Source organism: Mycolicibacterium hodleri (genome assembly GCF_025822245.1).
Classification (GTDB): domain Bacteria; phylum Actinomycetota; class Actinomycetes; order Mycobacteriales; family Mycobacteriaceae; genus Mycobacterium; species Mycobacterium hodleri.
Genome location: NZ_JACKTL010000030.1, coordinates 67,328 through 81,332, shown reverse-complemented (window position 1 = coordinate 81,332; position 14,005 = coordinate 67,328). Strand labels below are relative to the sequence as shown.

Genomic DNA, 14,005 nt, shown 5'->3' with positions numbered 1-14,005 from the left:
ATGACCGAACCGGTCGCGACGGAGGCGTCGTCGACGGCGCAATCCGGGATGGACGTGGGAAGATTCGCCTCTCGACGCGCGTTGACGACGCGACGGTTCCTCCGCAACCGGCTTGCCGTGGCGGCATCGGTCGTCCTGGCCGCGATGTTCGTCGGCTGTTACGCGCTGCCGCCGTTGCTGCCATGGAGCTACACCGATCTGGACTTCCTCGCCCTGCAGCAGCCGCCGAGCGCCAGTCACTGGTTCGGCACCAACGGGCTCGGCCAGGACCTGTTGGCGCAGATCCTCCGCGGCATGCAAAAGTCGCTGCTGATCGGCGTCTGCGTGGCCTTTCTCTCGACGATCATCGCGGCCACCGTCGGCGCGGTGGCCGGGTACTTCGGCGGGTGGCGGGACCGCACGGCGATGTGGGTGGTCGACCTCCTGCTGGTCGTGCCCAGCTTCATCCTCATCGCCATCGTCACACCGCGCCTTGGGGAATCGGGCCGGGTGTTCTCGTTGATCCTGCTGCTGGCGGCGTTCAGTTGGATGATCAGCGCGCGCATCGTACGTGGGATGACGATGAGCCTGCGTGAGCGCGAGTTCGTCACCGCCGCGCGGTACATGGGCGTGTCCAACCGGCGGATCATCGTCCGCCACGTGTTGCCGAACGTCGCGTCCATCCTCATCATCGACACCACTCTCAACGTGGGCGTCGCGATCCTCGCCGAGACCGGACTGTCGTTCCTGGGGTTCGGCATTCAACCGCCCGACGTCTCACTCGGCACGCTGATCGCCGACGGCACCCCGTCGGTGACCACGTTCCCCTGGGTGTTCCTGTTCCCGGCCGGCATCCTGGTGCTGATCGTGCTGTGCGCCAACGTGATCGGCGACGGACTGCGCGACGCGATCGACCCGGGTGCGAAACCCCGTCGGCGGCGGCGGCGCACGTGAGCGAACTACTCGAGGTGACCGACTTGCGCGTCGGCTTCACCACCGACGCCGAGGACGTCGCGGCCGTGCGTGGCATGACGTTCGACGTCAAGCCCCGCGAGGTCGTCGCGCTGGTGGGCGAATCCGGCGCGGGCAAGTCCGCGACCGCGATGGCGGTCGTCGGGCTGCTCCCGGAGTACGCCCGGGTGTCCGGCTCGGTGCGGCTGCACGGCGACGAGCTCATCGGACTCGACGATCAGCGGATGTCGCGCATCCGTGGCCGGGTGGTCGGCACGGTCTTCCAGGATCCGATGTCGGCGCTGACCCCCGTCTACCCGGTGGGTCAGCAGATCGCGGAGGCAATTCGCGTGCACCAACGCGACCTCAGCCGGTCGGCCGCCGCGGCGCGGGCCGTGGAACTCCTCGAGTTGGTGGGCATCTCGCAGCCGCAACGCCGCGCCAAGGCCTTTCCCCACGAACTGTCCGGCGGCGAGCGCCAGCGCGTGGTGATCGCCATCGCCATCGCCAACGACCCGGACCTCATCATCTGCGACGAGCCGACGACCGCACTCGACGTCACCGTCCAGGCGCAGATCCTCGACGTGTTGCGCACGGCCCGCGACGTGACGGGCGCAGGCGTGCTGATCATCACCCACGACCTGGGCGTGGTCTCGGAGTTCGCCGACCGGGCGCTGGTGATGTACGCGGGCCGGGCCGTCGAGGCCGCGCCGGTGGCCGACCTGGCCGAGAGCCGCGTCATGCCGTACACCGTCGGGCTGCTGGGTTCGGTGCCCCGCCTCGACGCCGCCCAGGGCTCTCGACTGGTGCCGATCCCCGGCGTCCCACCGTCGATGGCCGCCCTCCCCCCGGGCTGTCCGTTCGCGCCGCGGTGTCCGATGGCCGTCGACGACTGCCTCACCGCCGAACCGGAGTTGATCTCCGTGGGGCCCGGCCACACCGCGGCCTGCATCCGCACCGACGACGTCGCGGGCCGCTCGGCCGCCGACGTCTACGGCGTGTCGACGGCGCCGGCGGACGCCGCGGCCGACCCCGACGCGCCCGTCGTGCTCCGCGTCGAGAACCTCGTCAAGACCTTCACCCTCACCAAGGGCGCGGTGTTCCGGCGCCGCATCGGCGAGGTGCGGGCCGTCGACGGCGTCAGCTTCGACCTGCGGCAGGGTCAAACCCTGGGCATCGTCGGAGAATCCGGGTCGGGGAAGTCGACCACGCTGCACCAGGTACTGGAACTCGCTGCGCCCCAAGGTGGTTCCATCGAAGTCCTCGGCCACGACGTCGCCACCCTCGACCACCGTTCGCGGCGGGCACTGCGAGGCGATCTACAGGTGGTGTTCCAAGACCCCGTGGCCTCCCTCGATCCACGCTTGCCCGTCTTCGATGCGCTGGCAGAACCGTTGACCGCCAACGGGTTCGACAAGAAGCACGTTGACGAGCGGGTCGCCGAGCTGCTGAGCACCGTGGGGCTGCGACGCGAGGACGCCGGAAGGTATCCGGCCGAGTTCTCCGGCGGCCAGAAGCAGCGCATCGGCATCGCACGCGCGTTGGCGTTGCAACCGAAGATCTTGGCGCTCGACGAACCGGTCTCGGCCCTCGACGTGTCGATCCAGGCCGGCATCGTCAACCTGCTGCTGGACCTGCAGGAGCGGTTCGGATTGTCGTATCTCTTCGTCTCGCACGACCTGTCGGTGGTCAAGCATCTCGCCGACCGACTGGTGGTGATGTTCCAGGGGTCGATCGTCGAGTCCGGCGACGCCGCGGAGATCTTCGCGCGCCCGCAGCACGAGTACACCCGGCAGTTGCTGGCCGCCGTGCCGCAGCCGTGAGCGGTTAGAGTCTGTCCCATGCAGATTCGACGTCTCGCCAGTGCCCTCCTCGTCGCCGGAGTCGTGCTCACCGCGTGCTCCGGCGGCAGCCAGGAGCCCCCGTCGGCGGGCGGCACCGCCGAGGTCGGCAGCACCAACGACGTGAATCCGCAGGATCCCGCCTCGTTGCAGGAGGGTGGCAACCTGCGCATCCCGTTGACGAACTTCCCGGACAACTTCAACACGATGCACATCAACGGGCCCACCGCCGACGCGGCCGCGATCTCCCGCGCGACCATGCCCCGGGCGTTCCGGATCGCCGCCGACGGCACGGCGTCGGTCAACACCGACTTCTTCACCAAGGTCGAGCTGACCGGGACCAATCCCCAAGTCGTGACGTACACGATCAACCCCAAGGCGGTGTGGAGCGACGGCACGCCGGTCACCTGGGAGGACATCAAGTCTCAGATCGACGCGACGAGCGGCAAGAACAAGGACTTCGCGATCTCGGCGCCCAACGGCAGCGACCGGGTCGCGTCGGTGACCCGAGGCGTCGACGACCGGCAGGCGATCATGACGTTCGCCAAGCCGTACGCCGAGTGGAAGGGCATGTTCGCGGGCAACACCGTTCTCTCGCCCAAGAGCATGACCGCCACCCCGGAGGCCTTCAACACCGCCCAACTGAACGGCCCCGGGCCGTCGGCGGGACCGTTCATCGTGACCGCACTCGATCGCACCGCACAGCGAATCACCTTGAGCCGCAACCCGAAATGGTGGGGGGCGCCGCCGCGCCTCGACACGATCACCTTCTTGGTGCTCGACGACGCGGCCCGCCTGCCCGCTCTGCAGAACAACGCCATCGACGCCACGGGGCTGGCCTCGCTGGACGACGTGACGATCGCCAAGCGCACCGCCGGCGTTTCGATTCGGCGGGCGCCGAGTACCAGTTGGTACCACTTCACCTTCAACGGCGCGCCCGGTTCGATCCTGGCCGACCCCGCCCTGCGCAAGGCCATTTCCAAGGGCATCGACCGCCAAACCATCGCCAACGTGGCGCAACGCGGACTCGCCGACAACCCGGCGCCGCTCAACAACCACGTCTACGTGGCGGGCCAGAAGGGCTACCAGGACAACAGCGGCGTCGTGGCATTCGACCCCGAGGCGGCGAAGAAGGAGCTCGACGACCTCGGGTGGCGGATGAACGGCCAGTTCCGTGAGAAGGACGGCAAGCAGCTCGTCATCCGCGACCTGTTCTACGACGCGGCCAGCACGCGTCAGGTGGGCCAGATTGCCCAGAACAGCCTGGCGCAGATCGGGGTCAAACTCGACCTACAGGCCAAGGGCGGCAGCGGCTTCTTCACCAACTACGTCACCGTCGGAAACTTCGACATCGCCCAATTCAGCTGGGTGGCCGACGCCTTCCCGCTGTCCGGACTCCCGCAAATCTATGCGTCCAACGGCGACAGCAACTTCGGCAAGATCGGCAGCCCGGAGATCGACGCCAAGATCGAGCAGACGCTGTCGGAGCTCGACCCCGACAAGGCCCGCGGCCTGGCCAACGAGGTCGACGCACTGGTCTGGGCCGAGGGTGCCAGCTTGCCGCTGTTCCAGTCCGCCGGAAACGTGGCGGTGCGCAGCAATCTGGCCAACTTCGGCGCACCAGGGCTGGCCGACGTGGACTACACCGCGATCGGGTTCACGAAGTCGTGACGTTGCGGACCACGCGCGGTACCGCCGACGGCACCACCGACTCCGCGACCGCGGCCGCGGTGATCGCCCGCTTGAGCAGACGGACGCTGAGCAGGCTCGGCACGGCGTCGAGTTCGGCTGACCGACTGGGCAATTCGGCAATCTCCCCGGCGTAGACGGCCCGCACGACGTCGAGCGCGGAGCGCTCCTTGGTGTCGACGACGCTGTGCCCACTGGTGGGCATCTCCACCAGCACCGAATCGGGAATCAACTCGGCGATCCGGCACGCCACCGCCCGCGGCGTGGTCAGGTCCCGACCACCGGAGATGACCACCGTCGGCCAGGTGAACGTCGGCATCTCGGCGATGAGGTCGAACGGTTCCTCGACGAAGTCGACCTCCCCGGTAGCCATCTCGCGCAACGCCACGGCCGGGTCGAGTGGTTTGCCGTCGGGCACCGCGCCGTAGTTGAGCTCGCGGTAACCGATGCGGCCGACGAGGTCGGGTTCGTTGTGGAAGGGCGTCTTGCGCTCGACGAGCAGGCGCGTGCCCAGCCCCACCGCACCCCACACCCAGTCGTGATCCTTGAGCAGCAGGTCGAGCTGGCGGCCCAGCAGCTCCGCTCCCCCGAGCCCGTACATGTCGGCGGCGAGCTGGGTGGCGGCCGGCGTGAGCACGCCGTCGGCGACCAGTCGTCGCACCTTGGCGGCGAGCTCGGCGGTCTCCTCGTTCTCGCCGTTGACGTCGTCCACCCCGTCCCACAGCACTCGGCGAACGGCCTCGCGGACCAGGTCGACGTCGTCGGCCGACAGCAGCGGAGAGTCCAGGATCATCGCGTGCACCCGCTGGGGGTGCCGGACACCGAGCCCGGCCGCCAGATAGGTGCCGTACGACGTGCCGTAGACGACGGCCGACTCGACCTCGGCGTGCTCGAGCACGGCGGCGATGTCACCCACCACCGCCTCGATGGTCATCGCCTCGAGCGGCAGGTCGGCACCGTCGTCGTCGTGGCGCGACATCCCGACCCCGCGATGCTCGACCATGATCACGTCGAGACCGTCGGCGACGGCGTGCTTGCGCAGTCCGCGATAGAGCGCGATCGACGCCGCACCCGGGCCGCCGGGAATGATCAGCAGCGGGTGGTCCGACTTCTCGCCCACCCGCACGTAGAACAGATCGAACTCGTCGGACCCGTCGTCGAGGATGGGCCTGCGCACCGAGCTCACCCCGGGCAGCGCGGCCAACCTGTCGTGCACTCGCCGGCGCCCGGCATTCATGGTCATCACCTCCATTGTGCCCTGGTTGGGCGGCTCTTAGGTTCGGGGTGAGCCAAAGCAGTGCCGCCGGATGCGGGCTTGCGTAGAAACGACGACATGACCACCGTCGAGAACAACGCCCGCATTCTCCCAGGCTCGCCACAGTGGGACGAGCTACTCGGCCGCATCGCGGCCGGGGCCAAGGACCGAGACCTGAACGACGAGAATCCCTTTGACGAAGTTTCCGCTCTCAAGCGCGCCGGATTCGGCACCCTGCGCCTGCCCCACGAACTTGGCGGCCCCGGACTGACTGTGCCACAGCTCTTTTCCGCGGTCGTCGACGTCGCCCGCGCGGATCCCGTTGTGGCGCACATCTTCCGAACGCACTTCTGGTTCGTCGAGGAGCGGCTGCGCACCGTCTCGGGTGACCCCGCGTCACTGCACTGGCTGCGGAAGGTGGCCGACGGACAGCTCTTCGGCAACGCGTTCAGCGAGAAGGGATCCAACGCCGTCGGCAGCCTGGTGTTCAACACCCGGCTGCTGCCCGATCCGGCGGGTGGTTACCGGCTCGATGGCGAGAAGTTCTACAGCACCGGCACGCTGTTCTCGGACTACCTGACGGTCACCGCGACCACCGATCACGACTCCGTGGCCACGGTCGTGGTGCCCGCCGACCGCACCGGCGTCAAGTTGATCGACGACTGGGACGGCTTCGGCCAGCGGCGGACCGGCACGGGGACCACCGTCTTCAAGAACGTGGCGGTCACCACCGACGAGATCCTCGCCGATTCGCCGTACGACGCCGCGGCGGTTCCGTCGGTCCAGTACGCCTCCCTGCAGCTCTTCATCCACGCGGTGGTGGCCGGCATCCTCGCCGGTGTCGTCGACGACGGGGTCACCCTGTTGCGGTCGCGCGACCGCAGCTTCAGCCACGCGCCCACCGATCGGCCCACCGACGACCCGCTGCTGCAGCGGCTCCTCGGCGAACTGGCCAGCACTGCCTACGTCGCCAAGGCGGCGGTGCTCGACGCCGCCGAGGCCATCGCGACGGCCACCACCTCCGCGGCGACGACGCCCGACGGCAACCCGGACGCCCGGCTCGCGCAGGACGCCCAGATCAAGGTCGCGCAGGTCAAGGTCCACCTCGACGCCATCGCCCCGGAGGCCGCGACGCGACTCCTGGAGCTCGGCGGCGCCAGCGCGGCGAGTCGGCAGAAGGGTCTGGACCGGCACTGGCGCAACATCCGCACCATCACACTGCACAACCCGGTGGCCTACAAGGCCGTCGCGATCGGCGCGAACCTGCTGCACGACACCCCGCTGCCCGCCAACGCCTACTTCTAACACGCGTTTTCGGCGTGATTGGTCGCGGCCAGCGCGACCAATCACGCCGAAATCGCGGGAAACGAGAGCACATGACACGTCAACTCCACCTGGGCGGATTCCAGATCGCCTCTCAGGTCACCCACTCCCACGCCGCGTGGCGGCATCCCGGCAGCGACACGGCGTTCACCACGCCGGAGTACTACCACCGCATCGGGCGCATCCTCGAACGCGGCAAGTTCGACTTCGTCTTCTTCGCCGACCTGTTGGCCGCACCCGCCCGCTACGGCGACGACGTCACCGAGCCGCTGCGACGCGGAACGCAGGCCACCGCGACATTGGACCCGTCCATCGTGGCCGCCAGCATCGCGGCGGTGACGTCGAAGCTGGGCGTCGCGATCACCAAGTCCGCCACCTACTTTCACCCGTACGAGCTGGCCCGTATCTTCGCCAGCCTCGACCACGTCAGCAACGGCCGGGTCGCGTGGAACATCGTGACCTCGCTGACGCAGAGCGAGGCGCAGAACTTCGGCCACGACGAGCACCTCGGCCACGACCACCGCTACGAACGCGCCGAGGAATTCGTCCGCACCGCGCTCGAACTGTGGTCCAGCTGGGACGCCGACGCCCTGGTGCTCGACAAGGAGGGTGGGGTGTTCGCCGATCCGGACAAGGTCCGCACGGTGAACCACGACGGTGAGTACTTCCGCACCCGCGGACCGCTCAACGTGCCGCGCTCACCGCAGGGCCGCCCGGTGCTGATTCAGGCCGGCTCGTCGCCCACCGGACGGGACTTCGCCGCACGGTGGGCCGAGGCGATCTTCGAAATCGACCCCACGCCCGAGGGCCGACGGGCCTACTACGACGACATCAAGAGCCGCGCCGACGACTACGGGCGTGACCCCGACGGCGTGCTGATCTTCCCGGCGTTCATCCCCTTCATCGGGGAGACGGAGTCCATCGCCAGGGAGAAGCAGGCGTTCCACAACGAACTCGCCGATCCGATCTCGGGGCTGATCACCCTGTCGGTGCACACCGATCACGACTTCTCGCGCTACGACCTCGACGCGCCCGTCGAGGACATCGCCGTGACCGGCACCCAGGGGCTGTTCGACACCGCCCGTCGGGTGGCCCAGCGCGACAACCTCACGCTGCGGGACATCGGCAAGTGGTACGCCCAGGGTGTGCTGCTACCTCAGTTCGTCGGCACGGCCAAACAGGTCGCCGACCAGATCGAGGAGTCGTTCACCGCGGGCGAGGCCGACGGGTTCATGGTCTCGGCCGCCCAGTCGCCGGGCACGTTCAACGACTTCGTCGACTCGGTGGTGCCGGAGTTGCAGCGGCGCAAGCTGTTCCGCGAGCAGTACACCGGCAACACGCTGCGCGACCACCTCGGGCTGCCGGCGGCAACGTTCGACTCACCCCGGCGGCGCGACGTCTCGGTGGCGAGCTAACCGCTCAGGGCGAGGTGTTGCGCGTCGACGATGCCCGCGTACCGCTCCGGGCTGCAGGTCAGGACGATCACCTGACCGTCGCCGCCGACGGCGTCGAACACCTCGCCCATCCTGGCCAGCCGGTGCGGATCGCTGAAGCCCAGCGCGTCGTCGATGACCACGGGAACACCGTCCTCCTTGGCCACCAGCGCCGCGCTGGCCAGCCGGGCGACGATGCCGAGCTGCTCCTTGGCGCCGCCGGACAGTGAGTCGAACGGCACCGTGCACCCGGCCAGGGTGCGGCTGAGGATGCGAAGGTCGCCGTCGATCTCGACCTCGAAGTCGGCACCGAACACGATGCGGCCCAACCGCTCGACCTCGGTTCGGAACGGGTCGACGTACCGCAGCCGCGACTCGTCACGATGGCGCGTCATCACCGACTGCAGAAGCTGGGCCGCCGCGGCCCGGCGCTGAACCCGGTCGTGGTCGGTCGCCGCGTGCTCACATTCGGTCTGCGCCGCGTCCAGCCGTCCCTTGCGGCCCTCGGACCCGTACACCCGCAGCTGCGCCGCCACCTCACGGAGGTCGCCGGTCACCGTGGCGTGGCGGGCGTCGAGTGCCGCCGCGCTCCCCTCGGCGGCCGCCAGTTCCGCGGCCACCGCCGCCGGCCCCGAGGCGGCGAGCTCGGCCTCGATCGCCACCACGTGCGCCACCACCGTCCGGGCCCGCTCGACGTCGGCCTCGGCCTGGATGACCAGCTGGTCGTCGGATTGCGACTCCCGTTGACGGGCAAGGCGTTCCGATGCACTAGTGACCTCGTCGCGGGCGGTCTCCAGCTTCGACCGGAGAACCGTCACCGCGCCCGCGGCACGCATCGCCTGCGAGCTGGCCGTCGCGGCGGCCTCGCGGCGCGCCTCCTCGTCGGCCCGCGCCAGCCGGTAGGCCTCGGTGGCCGCCTCGAGCTCGGCACGGACGACGTCGAGGCCGGGATCGTCGGCTCCGCCGGCCGCGGCCAGCTCCTCGGTCAGTGCCGCCCGGCGCGCGCGCAGGTCGGCCACCGAGTCGTCGCCGACCAACGCGTCGCCGATCGCGCGCAACCGGTCCACCGACCCCGCCAGCTCGCGCCGCCTGGCGTCGACCGCCCGTGCCTGCGTCACGTCGGCGACGCCGGCCTCGTCCAGCAGTGCGGCCAGCATTTCCCGCGCCTTGTCGAGCCGGCCCTGCGAATCAGCCGCGGGCGCACCGGGAATCAGCCGAACGGTCATCACGCCCGGCAGGTCGAGCGTGGCGGACGTCGTCACGTTCTGGGTCCACGTGACACCCGAAGAGAGCTCCACCGGCTGGCCGTCGACCACGACTCGAAGATCCACCGCCGCGTCGAGTTCCACTCGCGCCGAGGCGAGCTCGGCTTGGAAGGCGGCCCGCTCGGTCGCCAACGCGGCCATCTCGACGTCCCGCATCACGTCGTCGGTCAGGGTGATCCCCGCCAACTCCGCCTCGACACCCGCCAGCTCTGACGCCGCGGCGTCGACCTTGGCCAGCGTGGCCGCCAGCCGCGACAGCTCGCCGCGGCGAGCGATTCGCTCGACCGTTGCGCGCACGGTCTCCACTCGGGCCGCGGCGTCCACCGCACCGACGCGCGCTGCCTCGGCCGCGGTGGCGGCCTCCACGGCAGCCTGGTTGGCGGCGGTCGCGTCATCGGCGGCGGCCGTCACGGCCGCCTCGAGTCCGGCGATGGTGGTGGTTCGCTCCGTCAGTTCGGCGCGCAGTCGGCGCCGCTCGCCGAGAGCGGCCTCCGATGCCACCCGTGCCATTTCGGCGGGTTCGGCCAGGGCGCGTGCCTGCGCCAGCCGGTCCTCGAGCTTCTTGACGGCAGCCGCGGCGGTCGTGGCGACGCGAACCCGCTCGGCGGCCTGCGCCCGCTGCTGGGAGAGCCGGAGCAGCTCGTCGGAGAGTTCGGCGTGCCGGACCACCGCCTCGTCGACTTCGGCGACCGCGGCCTGGCACTGCTCGACCTGCTGCTGCGCGTCGCGCAATCGGGCGACGGCCGATGCCAGCGGCCCCGTCGCGCGACCCATCGCGGTGAAGTACTGCCGGAACTCGGCGTCGATCCGGTCGACGAGCAACGGCTCGGATCCCGACAGCGTGACCGCCTGGCCGGCGGCCGCGTCGAGGGCGCGCGCCAACGCGTCACATCCCGAAAGATCAACCGAGGCAGTCGATCCCGACTGCAGGACGCGCTGCGCCTGCCACAGTTCGGTGTCGACCGTCTCGGCGAGGATCGCCAGCACCCGCTCGTGCGCCTCGTCACCGGTGAGCTGCTCGCGCTGCGGCGCCGACACGGTCAGCCGGGTCTCCGGCTTCTTGTGGAACCGCTTGAAGTACTCGAAACGGTAGGGGCCCGTGGAGATGACGGCCGTGATCTCGGCGCCCTCGTCGGCGTGCGTCGGCTTGACCTGCTTGACCTCCTTCTTGGTCGAGCGGTCCTTGGCCTCCAGCAGCAGATCCAGCGCCTCGATCATCGACGACTTGCCGATTTCGTTGGCGCCGGACACCACGACGACACCGCGGTCGGGAAACTCGACGTCGCGGTGGGCGACACCGCGATAGTTGCGCAGGACCAATCGGTGCAGCTTCACGCCACCCCCCGATCGGTCAGTCGCAGCAGCAACGCCAGTGCCGCCCTGGCCTGGTCGGCCTGCGCGGTGTCGGTGCGGGCGGTCGCGACCAACTCGTCGACGGCGGCGGCCGCGAAACCGCCGATGCCCAGGTCGTCGAACTCGCCGTCGGCGGGCATCACGGCGAGGTCGGTCTCCTTTTCCCACGTCGCGAGTGCGGCGAACAACCGGGCGTACTTGTCCAGGCAGGCGTCGAGCGCCGCCTTGTCGGTCACCGTCAGCGTGCCCGTCAACGCGATCTGCACCACCGTGCGTTCCTTGTCGGGCAACTGGTCGAGGTTGATGTCGAGATCCACGACCTCCCTTGCGGAGTCGACCGACCGGCGCAGCGTGACGAACTTCCAGCGGCCGACGCGCCGGCTCTCGACGTGCACCGCACGGGCCGGGTCCTGCTCGTCGACGTCGACGACCAGCACGTGGCCAGGATCGGGCTCGATGTGGTCGTAGTTGGTGACCTCTTGGGAACCCGAGTACCAGATTCGGCCCGTAGACCCGACCCGAGTGCGGGAATGCTTGTCGCCCAGGGCGACGTAGTGCACGGCGCCCCGCGCGAGCGCCGCCTCGACGGTGGCCAAGCGGATCAGGGACGGCTTGTCGCGGTCCGGTTCGAACAGATCCATGCCACCGTGACCGACGACGATGCGGGTGACCCCGTCGGCGGCGATCCCGCCGAGCACCTCACCCAGCAGATCGCTGGTCGGCTTCTTGGAACGCCAAGGCGCCGCGACGATCTCGAGTCCGGGACGCACCTCGGTCACCCCGGCGTGGTCGAGCACGACGACGTTGTCCGGCCGTTCCGCGGCGAACAGGGCACTCGTGTAGACCGACGACGCGTCGAGCGGATCATGGTTGCCGGGAAGCAGATACACCGGCACGCCGATGGCCCGCGTGGCCTCCAAGGACTGGCTGACGTCGCGCGGCGCCAGCTGGTTGTGCTCGAAGACGTCGCCGGCCACCACGACGAACTCCGCGCCCGTCTCCGCCGCGACGGCACCGAGGCTGGCGACGGCGTCGCGGCGGGCGGCCGAATATCGCGGCTGCGCCTCGCCGTTCAGGAAGTGGCGGGTCATCCCGAGCTGCCAGTCGGCGGTGTGCAGGAAGCGCATCCGGACTCCTCAGCTCTCTACTCGTGGACCGTCGTTTTGACGGGCATGGCGAGTGTAGGTCCGCGCTCCGACAAGTCAGCGGACCTCGGTCGGCATGTGGGTAACGTGATGTCGATGACGACACCCGTACGCACCCTGGTGCTGCTCCGGCACGCGAAGTCCGACTATCCCGACGGGGTCGCCGACCACGAGCGTCCACTGGCCCCGCGGGGCGTCAGGGAGGCCGCCCTGGCCGGCGACTGGATCAGGGCCAACGTCGGCAACGTCGACGCCGTGCTGTGCTCGACGGCCACCCGCACGCGCGAGACGTTGGCGCGCACCGGGATAGAGGCCGACATCCGCTACGAGGATTCCCTCTACGACTCCCGGCCCGGCATCGTGGTCGACCTCGTCAACGACGTCGACGAGGACGTGAAGACGCTGCTGGTGGTCGGCCACGAACCGACGACGTCGAGCCTGGCGTTCGCCCTCGCCGGCCCCGGCTCCGATGCCGAAGCGCTGGAACGGATGACGCAGAAGTATCCGACGTCGGCGATCGCCGTGCTCGCCACGGAACACCCCTGGTCGCGCCTCGAGGTCGGCGGCGCGACCCTGGTCGACTTCCACGTGCCGCGGTAGTCGGCCCTAGTTGTTGGTGTTGAGCGTCAACTCCATCAACTTGATCGCCATGCCGCACGCGTCGATGCCGGGCACCTGTGGGTTGACCCACCACCCGACCACGCCGGCCGCGTCACTCGCCACGCCGCACGCACCGCTGGCGTCGTTGGGCTTCATGACGATCGACTGCACGCCCGCCACCGCACGGCTCTCGACCTGATACTTCAGGAAGTCGGCGACCTTGCGTTCGTTGTCCAGGCTGCCCTGTTCGAACCAGAACCGGGTGATGTCGATCAGCCCCGCGGGGTTGAGCGCCTGCCAGCGACACAGCGCGCCGACGAACGTGCTCTGGATGTCCAGCGGATCGGCGCCGACGGTCTTGGCGAGGACGTCGGTGGTCAGGACGTCGCACTCCTTGAGCAGGTTGGGGTAGGTCTTGGCGGAGTTGTCGTTGCGGGGCGTGTTGCCGCCGGAACCCGCCTTGACGGCCTGGCCGGACACGTCACGCGTACAGCCGACGAGCATCGTCACCGTGGCCAGGATGGCGAACAGGACGGCCAGGCTCCGGCGCCACCGGCTCGTGGTGCTCACTTGGAGTTCACGATCGACTGGCGGGTGAGTTCCTTGGCGACGTCGCAGGCGTCGGGGAACGGCTTCTCCGTGAAGTTGACCGACCACTCGATGAAGTCGTCGTCGAACTGGATGCCGATCTCGCACAGCGAGGTGCCCAGGGTCGGGTCGGCGTTCATGGCGATGAACCCGTCGTGGCCTTCGATGTTGATGTCCTCCACGCTGGTGCGCGACAGTTCCTCGGTCTTGCGTTCGCGGCCGATTGGGCTGCCGCGGTACCAGTTGAAGGAGAAGTGGGGTCCCAGGATGCCGCCGCCCAGCAACCATTGGCAGCCGACGGACGTCTTGGCGGTGTTGACCAGTCCGTTGATCTGCGTGAGCTGCGCCATCGTCTGGTCGGTGATGCCGCCACACTCGGGAATCATCGGTCCGTGCTTGGCGTCGGCCGCGGGCGCGGGCGCCGACGAGCTGCCGGAACCGGTCGGCTGGTCGGAGCTGCCGGAGCAGGCCGCAACCAGTGGAATCACGGCGGCGGCCAGCACCGCGAACGCCTTCGTATTGCGTCCGCCCAGGCGGTGGCCGCGTCTTCCCGTCACGCCCGACACTGTAGCGGCAGGCTTGG

At 69.3% G+C, this 14,005-nt stretch carries 11 protein-coding genes; 6 read left to right on the top strand and 5 right to left on the bottom strand.

Going from position 1 to position 14,005, the window contains the following annotated elements:
• From H7J06_RS12195 to H7J06_RS12185, 3 genes are read left to right on the top strand one after another with little or no spacing between them, the layout of a single operon-like run.
• The gene (locus H7J06_RS12195; RefSeq protein ID WP_275079323.1) at window positions 1-933 is read left to right on the top strand and encodes an oligopeptide ABC transporter permease OppC; all 933 of its coding nucleotides are present in this window, start codon (window positions 1-3) and stop codon (window positions 931-933) included.
• Window positions 930-2,753, top strand: coding sequence for an oligopeptide ABC transporter ATP-binding protein OppD (locus H7J06_RS12190; RefSeq protein WP_264039122.1), 1,824 nt, complete (start codon window positions 930-932; stop codon window positions 2,751-2,753). Before H7J06_RS12195 ends, H7J06_RS12190 begins: the two co-directional genes overlap by 4 nt.
• Before the next feature lie 18 nt (window positions 2,754-2,771).
• Window positions 2,772-4,442 (top strand): oligopeptide ABC transporter substrate-binding protein OppA, encoded by a 1,671-nt coding sequence (locus H7J06_RS12185; RefSeq protein WP_264039121.1) that lies wholly within the window; start codon window positions 2,772-2,774, stop codon window positions 4,440-4,442.
• Here H7J06_RS12185 and H7J06_RS12180 read toward each other — a convergent pair.
• Window positions 4,429-5,703: an alpha/beta fold hydrolase gene (locus H7J06_RS12180; RefSeq protein WP_264039120.1), complete on the bottom strand. Its 1,275-nt coding sequence runs from the start codon at window positions 5,701-5,703 to the stop codon at window positions 4,429-4,431. The genes H7J06_RS12185 and H7J06_RS12180 overlap by 14 nt on opposite strands.
• 90 nt (window positions 5,704-5,793) lie before the next feature.
• Between H7J06_RS12180 and H7J06_RS12175 the strand changes: the two genes are divergently transcribed.
• Both H7J06_RS12175 and H7J06_RS12170 read left to right on the top strand, forming a co-directional pair.
• A complete protein-coding gene (locus H7J06_RS12175) occupies window positions 5,794-7,020 on the top strand; it encodes an acyl-CoA dehydrogenase family protein (protein WP_264039119.1) in 1,227 nt (408 codons plus the stop codon).
• A 71-nt stretch (window positions 7,021-7,091) separates the two neighbouring features.
• Window positions 7,092-8,453 (top strand): LLM class flavin-dependent oxidoreductase, encoded by a 1,362-nt coding sequence (locus tag H7J06_RS12170; protein WP_264039118.1) that lies wholly within the window; start codon window positions 7,092-7,094, stop codon window positions 8,451-8,453.
• Here H7J06_RS12170 and H7J06_RS12165 read toward each other — a convergent pair.
• Together H7J06_RS12165 and H7J06_RS12160 are read right to left on the bottom strand one after the other, a co-directional pair.
• On the bottom strand, window positions 8,450-11,071 hold the full coding sequence (locus tag H7J06_RS12165; RefSeq protein WP_264039117.1) for an AAA family ATPase: 2,622 nt from the start codon (window positions 11,069-11,071) through the stop codon (window positions 8,450-8,452). The genes H7J06_RS12170 and H7J06_RS12165 overlap by 4 nt on opposite strands.
• Window positions 11,068-12,216, bottom strand: a complete 1,149-nt coding sequence (locus tag H7J06_RS12160) for a metallophosphoesterase family protein (RefSeq protein ID WP_264039116.1) — start codon at window positions 12,214-12,216, stop codon at window positions 11,068-11,070. Before H7J06_RS12160 ends, H7J06_RS12165 begins: the two co-directional genes overlap by 4 nt.
• 114 nt (window positions 12,217-12,330) lie before the next feature.
• Here H7J06_RS12160 and H7J06_RS12155 point away from each other — a divergent pair, with 114 nt between their 5' ends.
• Window positions 12,331-12,834, top strand: a complete 504-nt coding sequence (locus tag H7J06_RS12155; RefSeq protein ID WP_264039114.1) for a SixA phosphatase family protein — start codon at window positions 12,331-12,333, stop codon at window positions 12,832-12,834.
• 6 nt (window positions 12,835-12,840) lie between these two features.
• On the opposite strand, the gene H7J06_RS12150 is transcribed toward H7J06_RS12155, so the two are convergent.
• Together H7J06_RS12150 and H7J06_RS12145 are read right to left on the bottom strand one after the other, a co-directional pair.
• A complete protein-coding gene (locus H7J06_RS12150; protein ID WP_264039175.1) occupies window positions 12,841-13,338 on the bottom strand; it encodes a DUF3558 domain-containing protein in 498 nt (165 codons plus the stop codon).
• A 62-nt stretch (window positions 13,339-13,400) separates the two neighbouring features.
• Window positions 13,401-13,979, bottom strand: coding sequence for a DUF3558 domain-containing protein (locus H7J06_RS12145; RefSeq protein ID WP_264039113.1), 579 nt, complete (start codon window positions 13,977-13,979; stop codon window positions 13,401-13,403).
• Window positions 13,980-14,005: the final 26 nt, after the last annotated feature.

Bases quoted from the DNA above. Each gene is read 5' to 3' on its own strand.
- H7J06_RS12170 (WP_264039118.1), top strand. From the start codon at position 7,092: ATGACACGTCAACTCCACCTGGGCGGATTCCAGATCGCCTCTCAGGTC.
- H7J06_RS12175 (WP_264039119.1), top strand. From the start codon at position 5,794: ATGACCACCGTCGAGAACAACGCCCGCATTCTCCCAGGCTCGCCACAG.
- H7J06_RS12150 (WP_264039175.1), bottom strand. From the start codon at position 13,338: ATGCTCGTCGGCTGTACGCGTGACGTGTCCGGCCAGGCCGTCAAGGCG.
- H7J06_RS12185 (WP_264039121.1), top strand. From the start codon at position 2,772: ATGCAGATTCGACGTCTCGCCAGTGCCCTCCTCGTCGCCGGAGTCGTG.
- H7J06_RS12195 (WP_275079323.1), top strand. From the start codon at position 1: ATGACCGAACCGGTCGCGACGGAGGCGTCGTCGACGGCGCAATCCGGG.
- H7J06_RS12155 (WP_264039114.1), top strand. From the start codon at position 12,331: ATGACGACACCCGTACGCACCCTGGTGCTGCTCCGGCACGCGAAGTCC.
- H7J06_RS12160 (WP_264039116.1), bottom strand. From the start codon at position 12,216: ATGCGCTTCCTGCACACCGCCGACTGGCAGCTCGGGATGACCCGCCAC.
- H7J06_RS12180 (WP_264039120.1), bottom strand. From the start codon at position 5,703: ATGACCATGAATGCCGGGCGCCGGCGAGTGCACGACAGGTTGGCCGCG.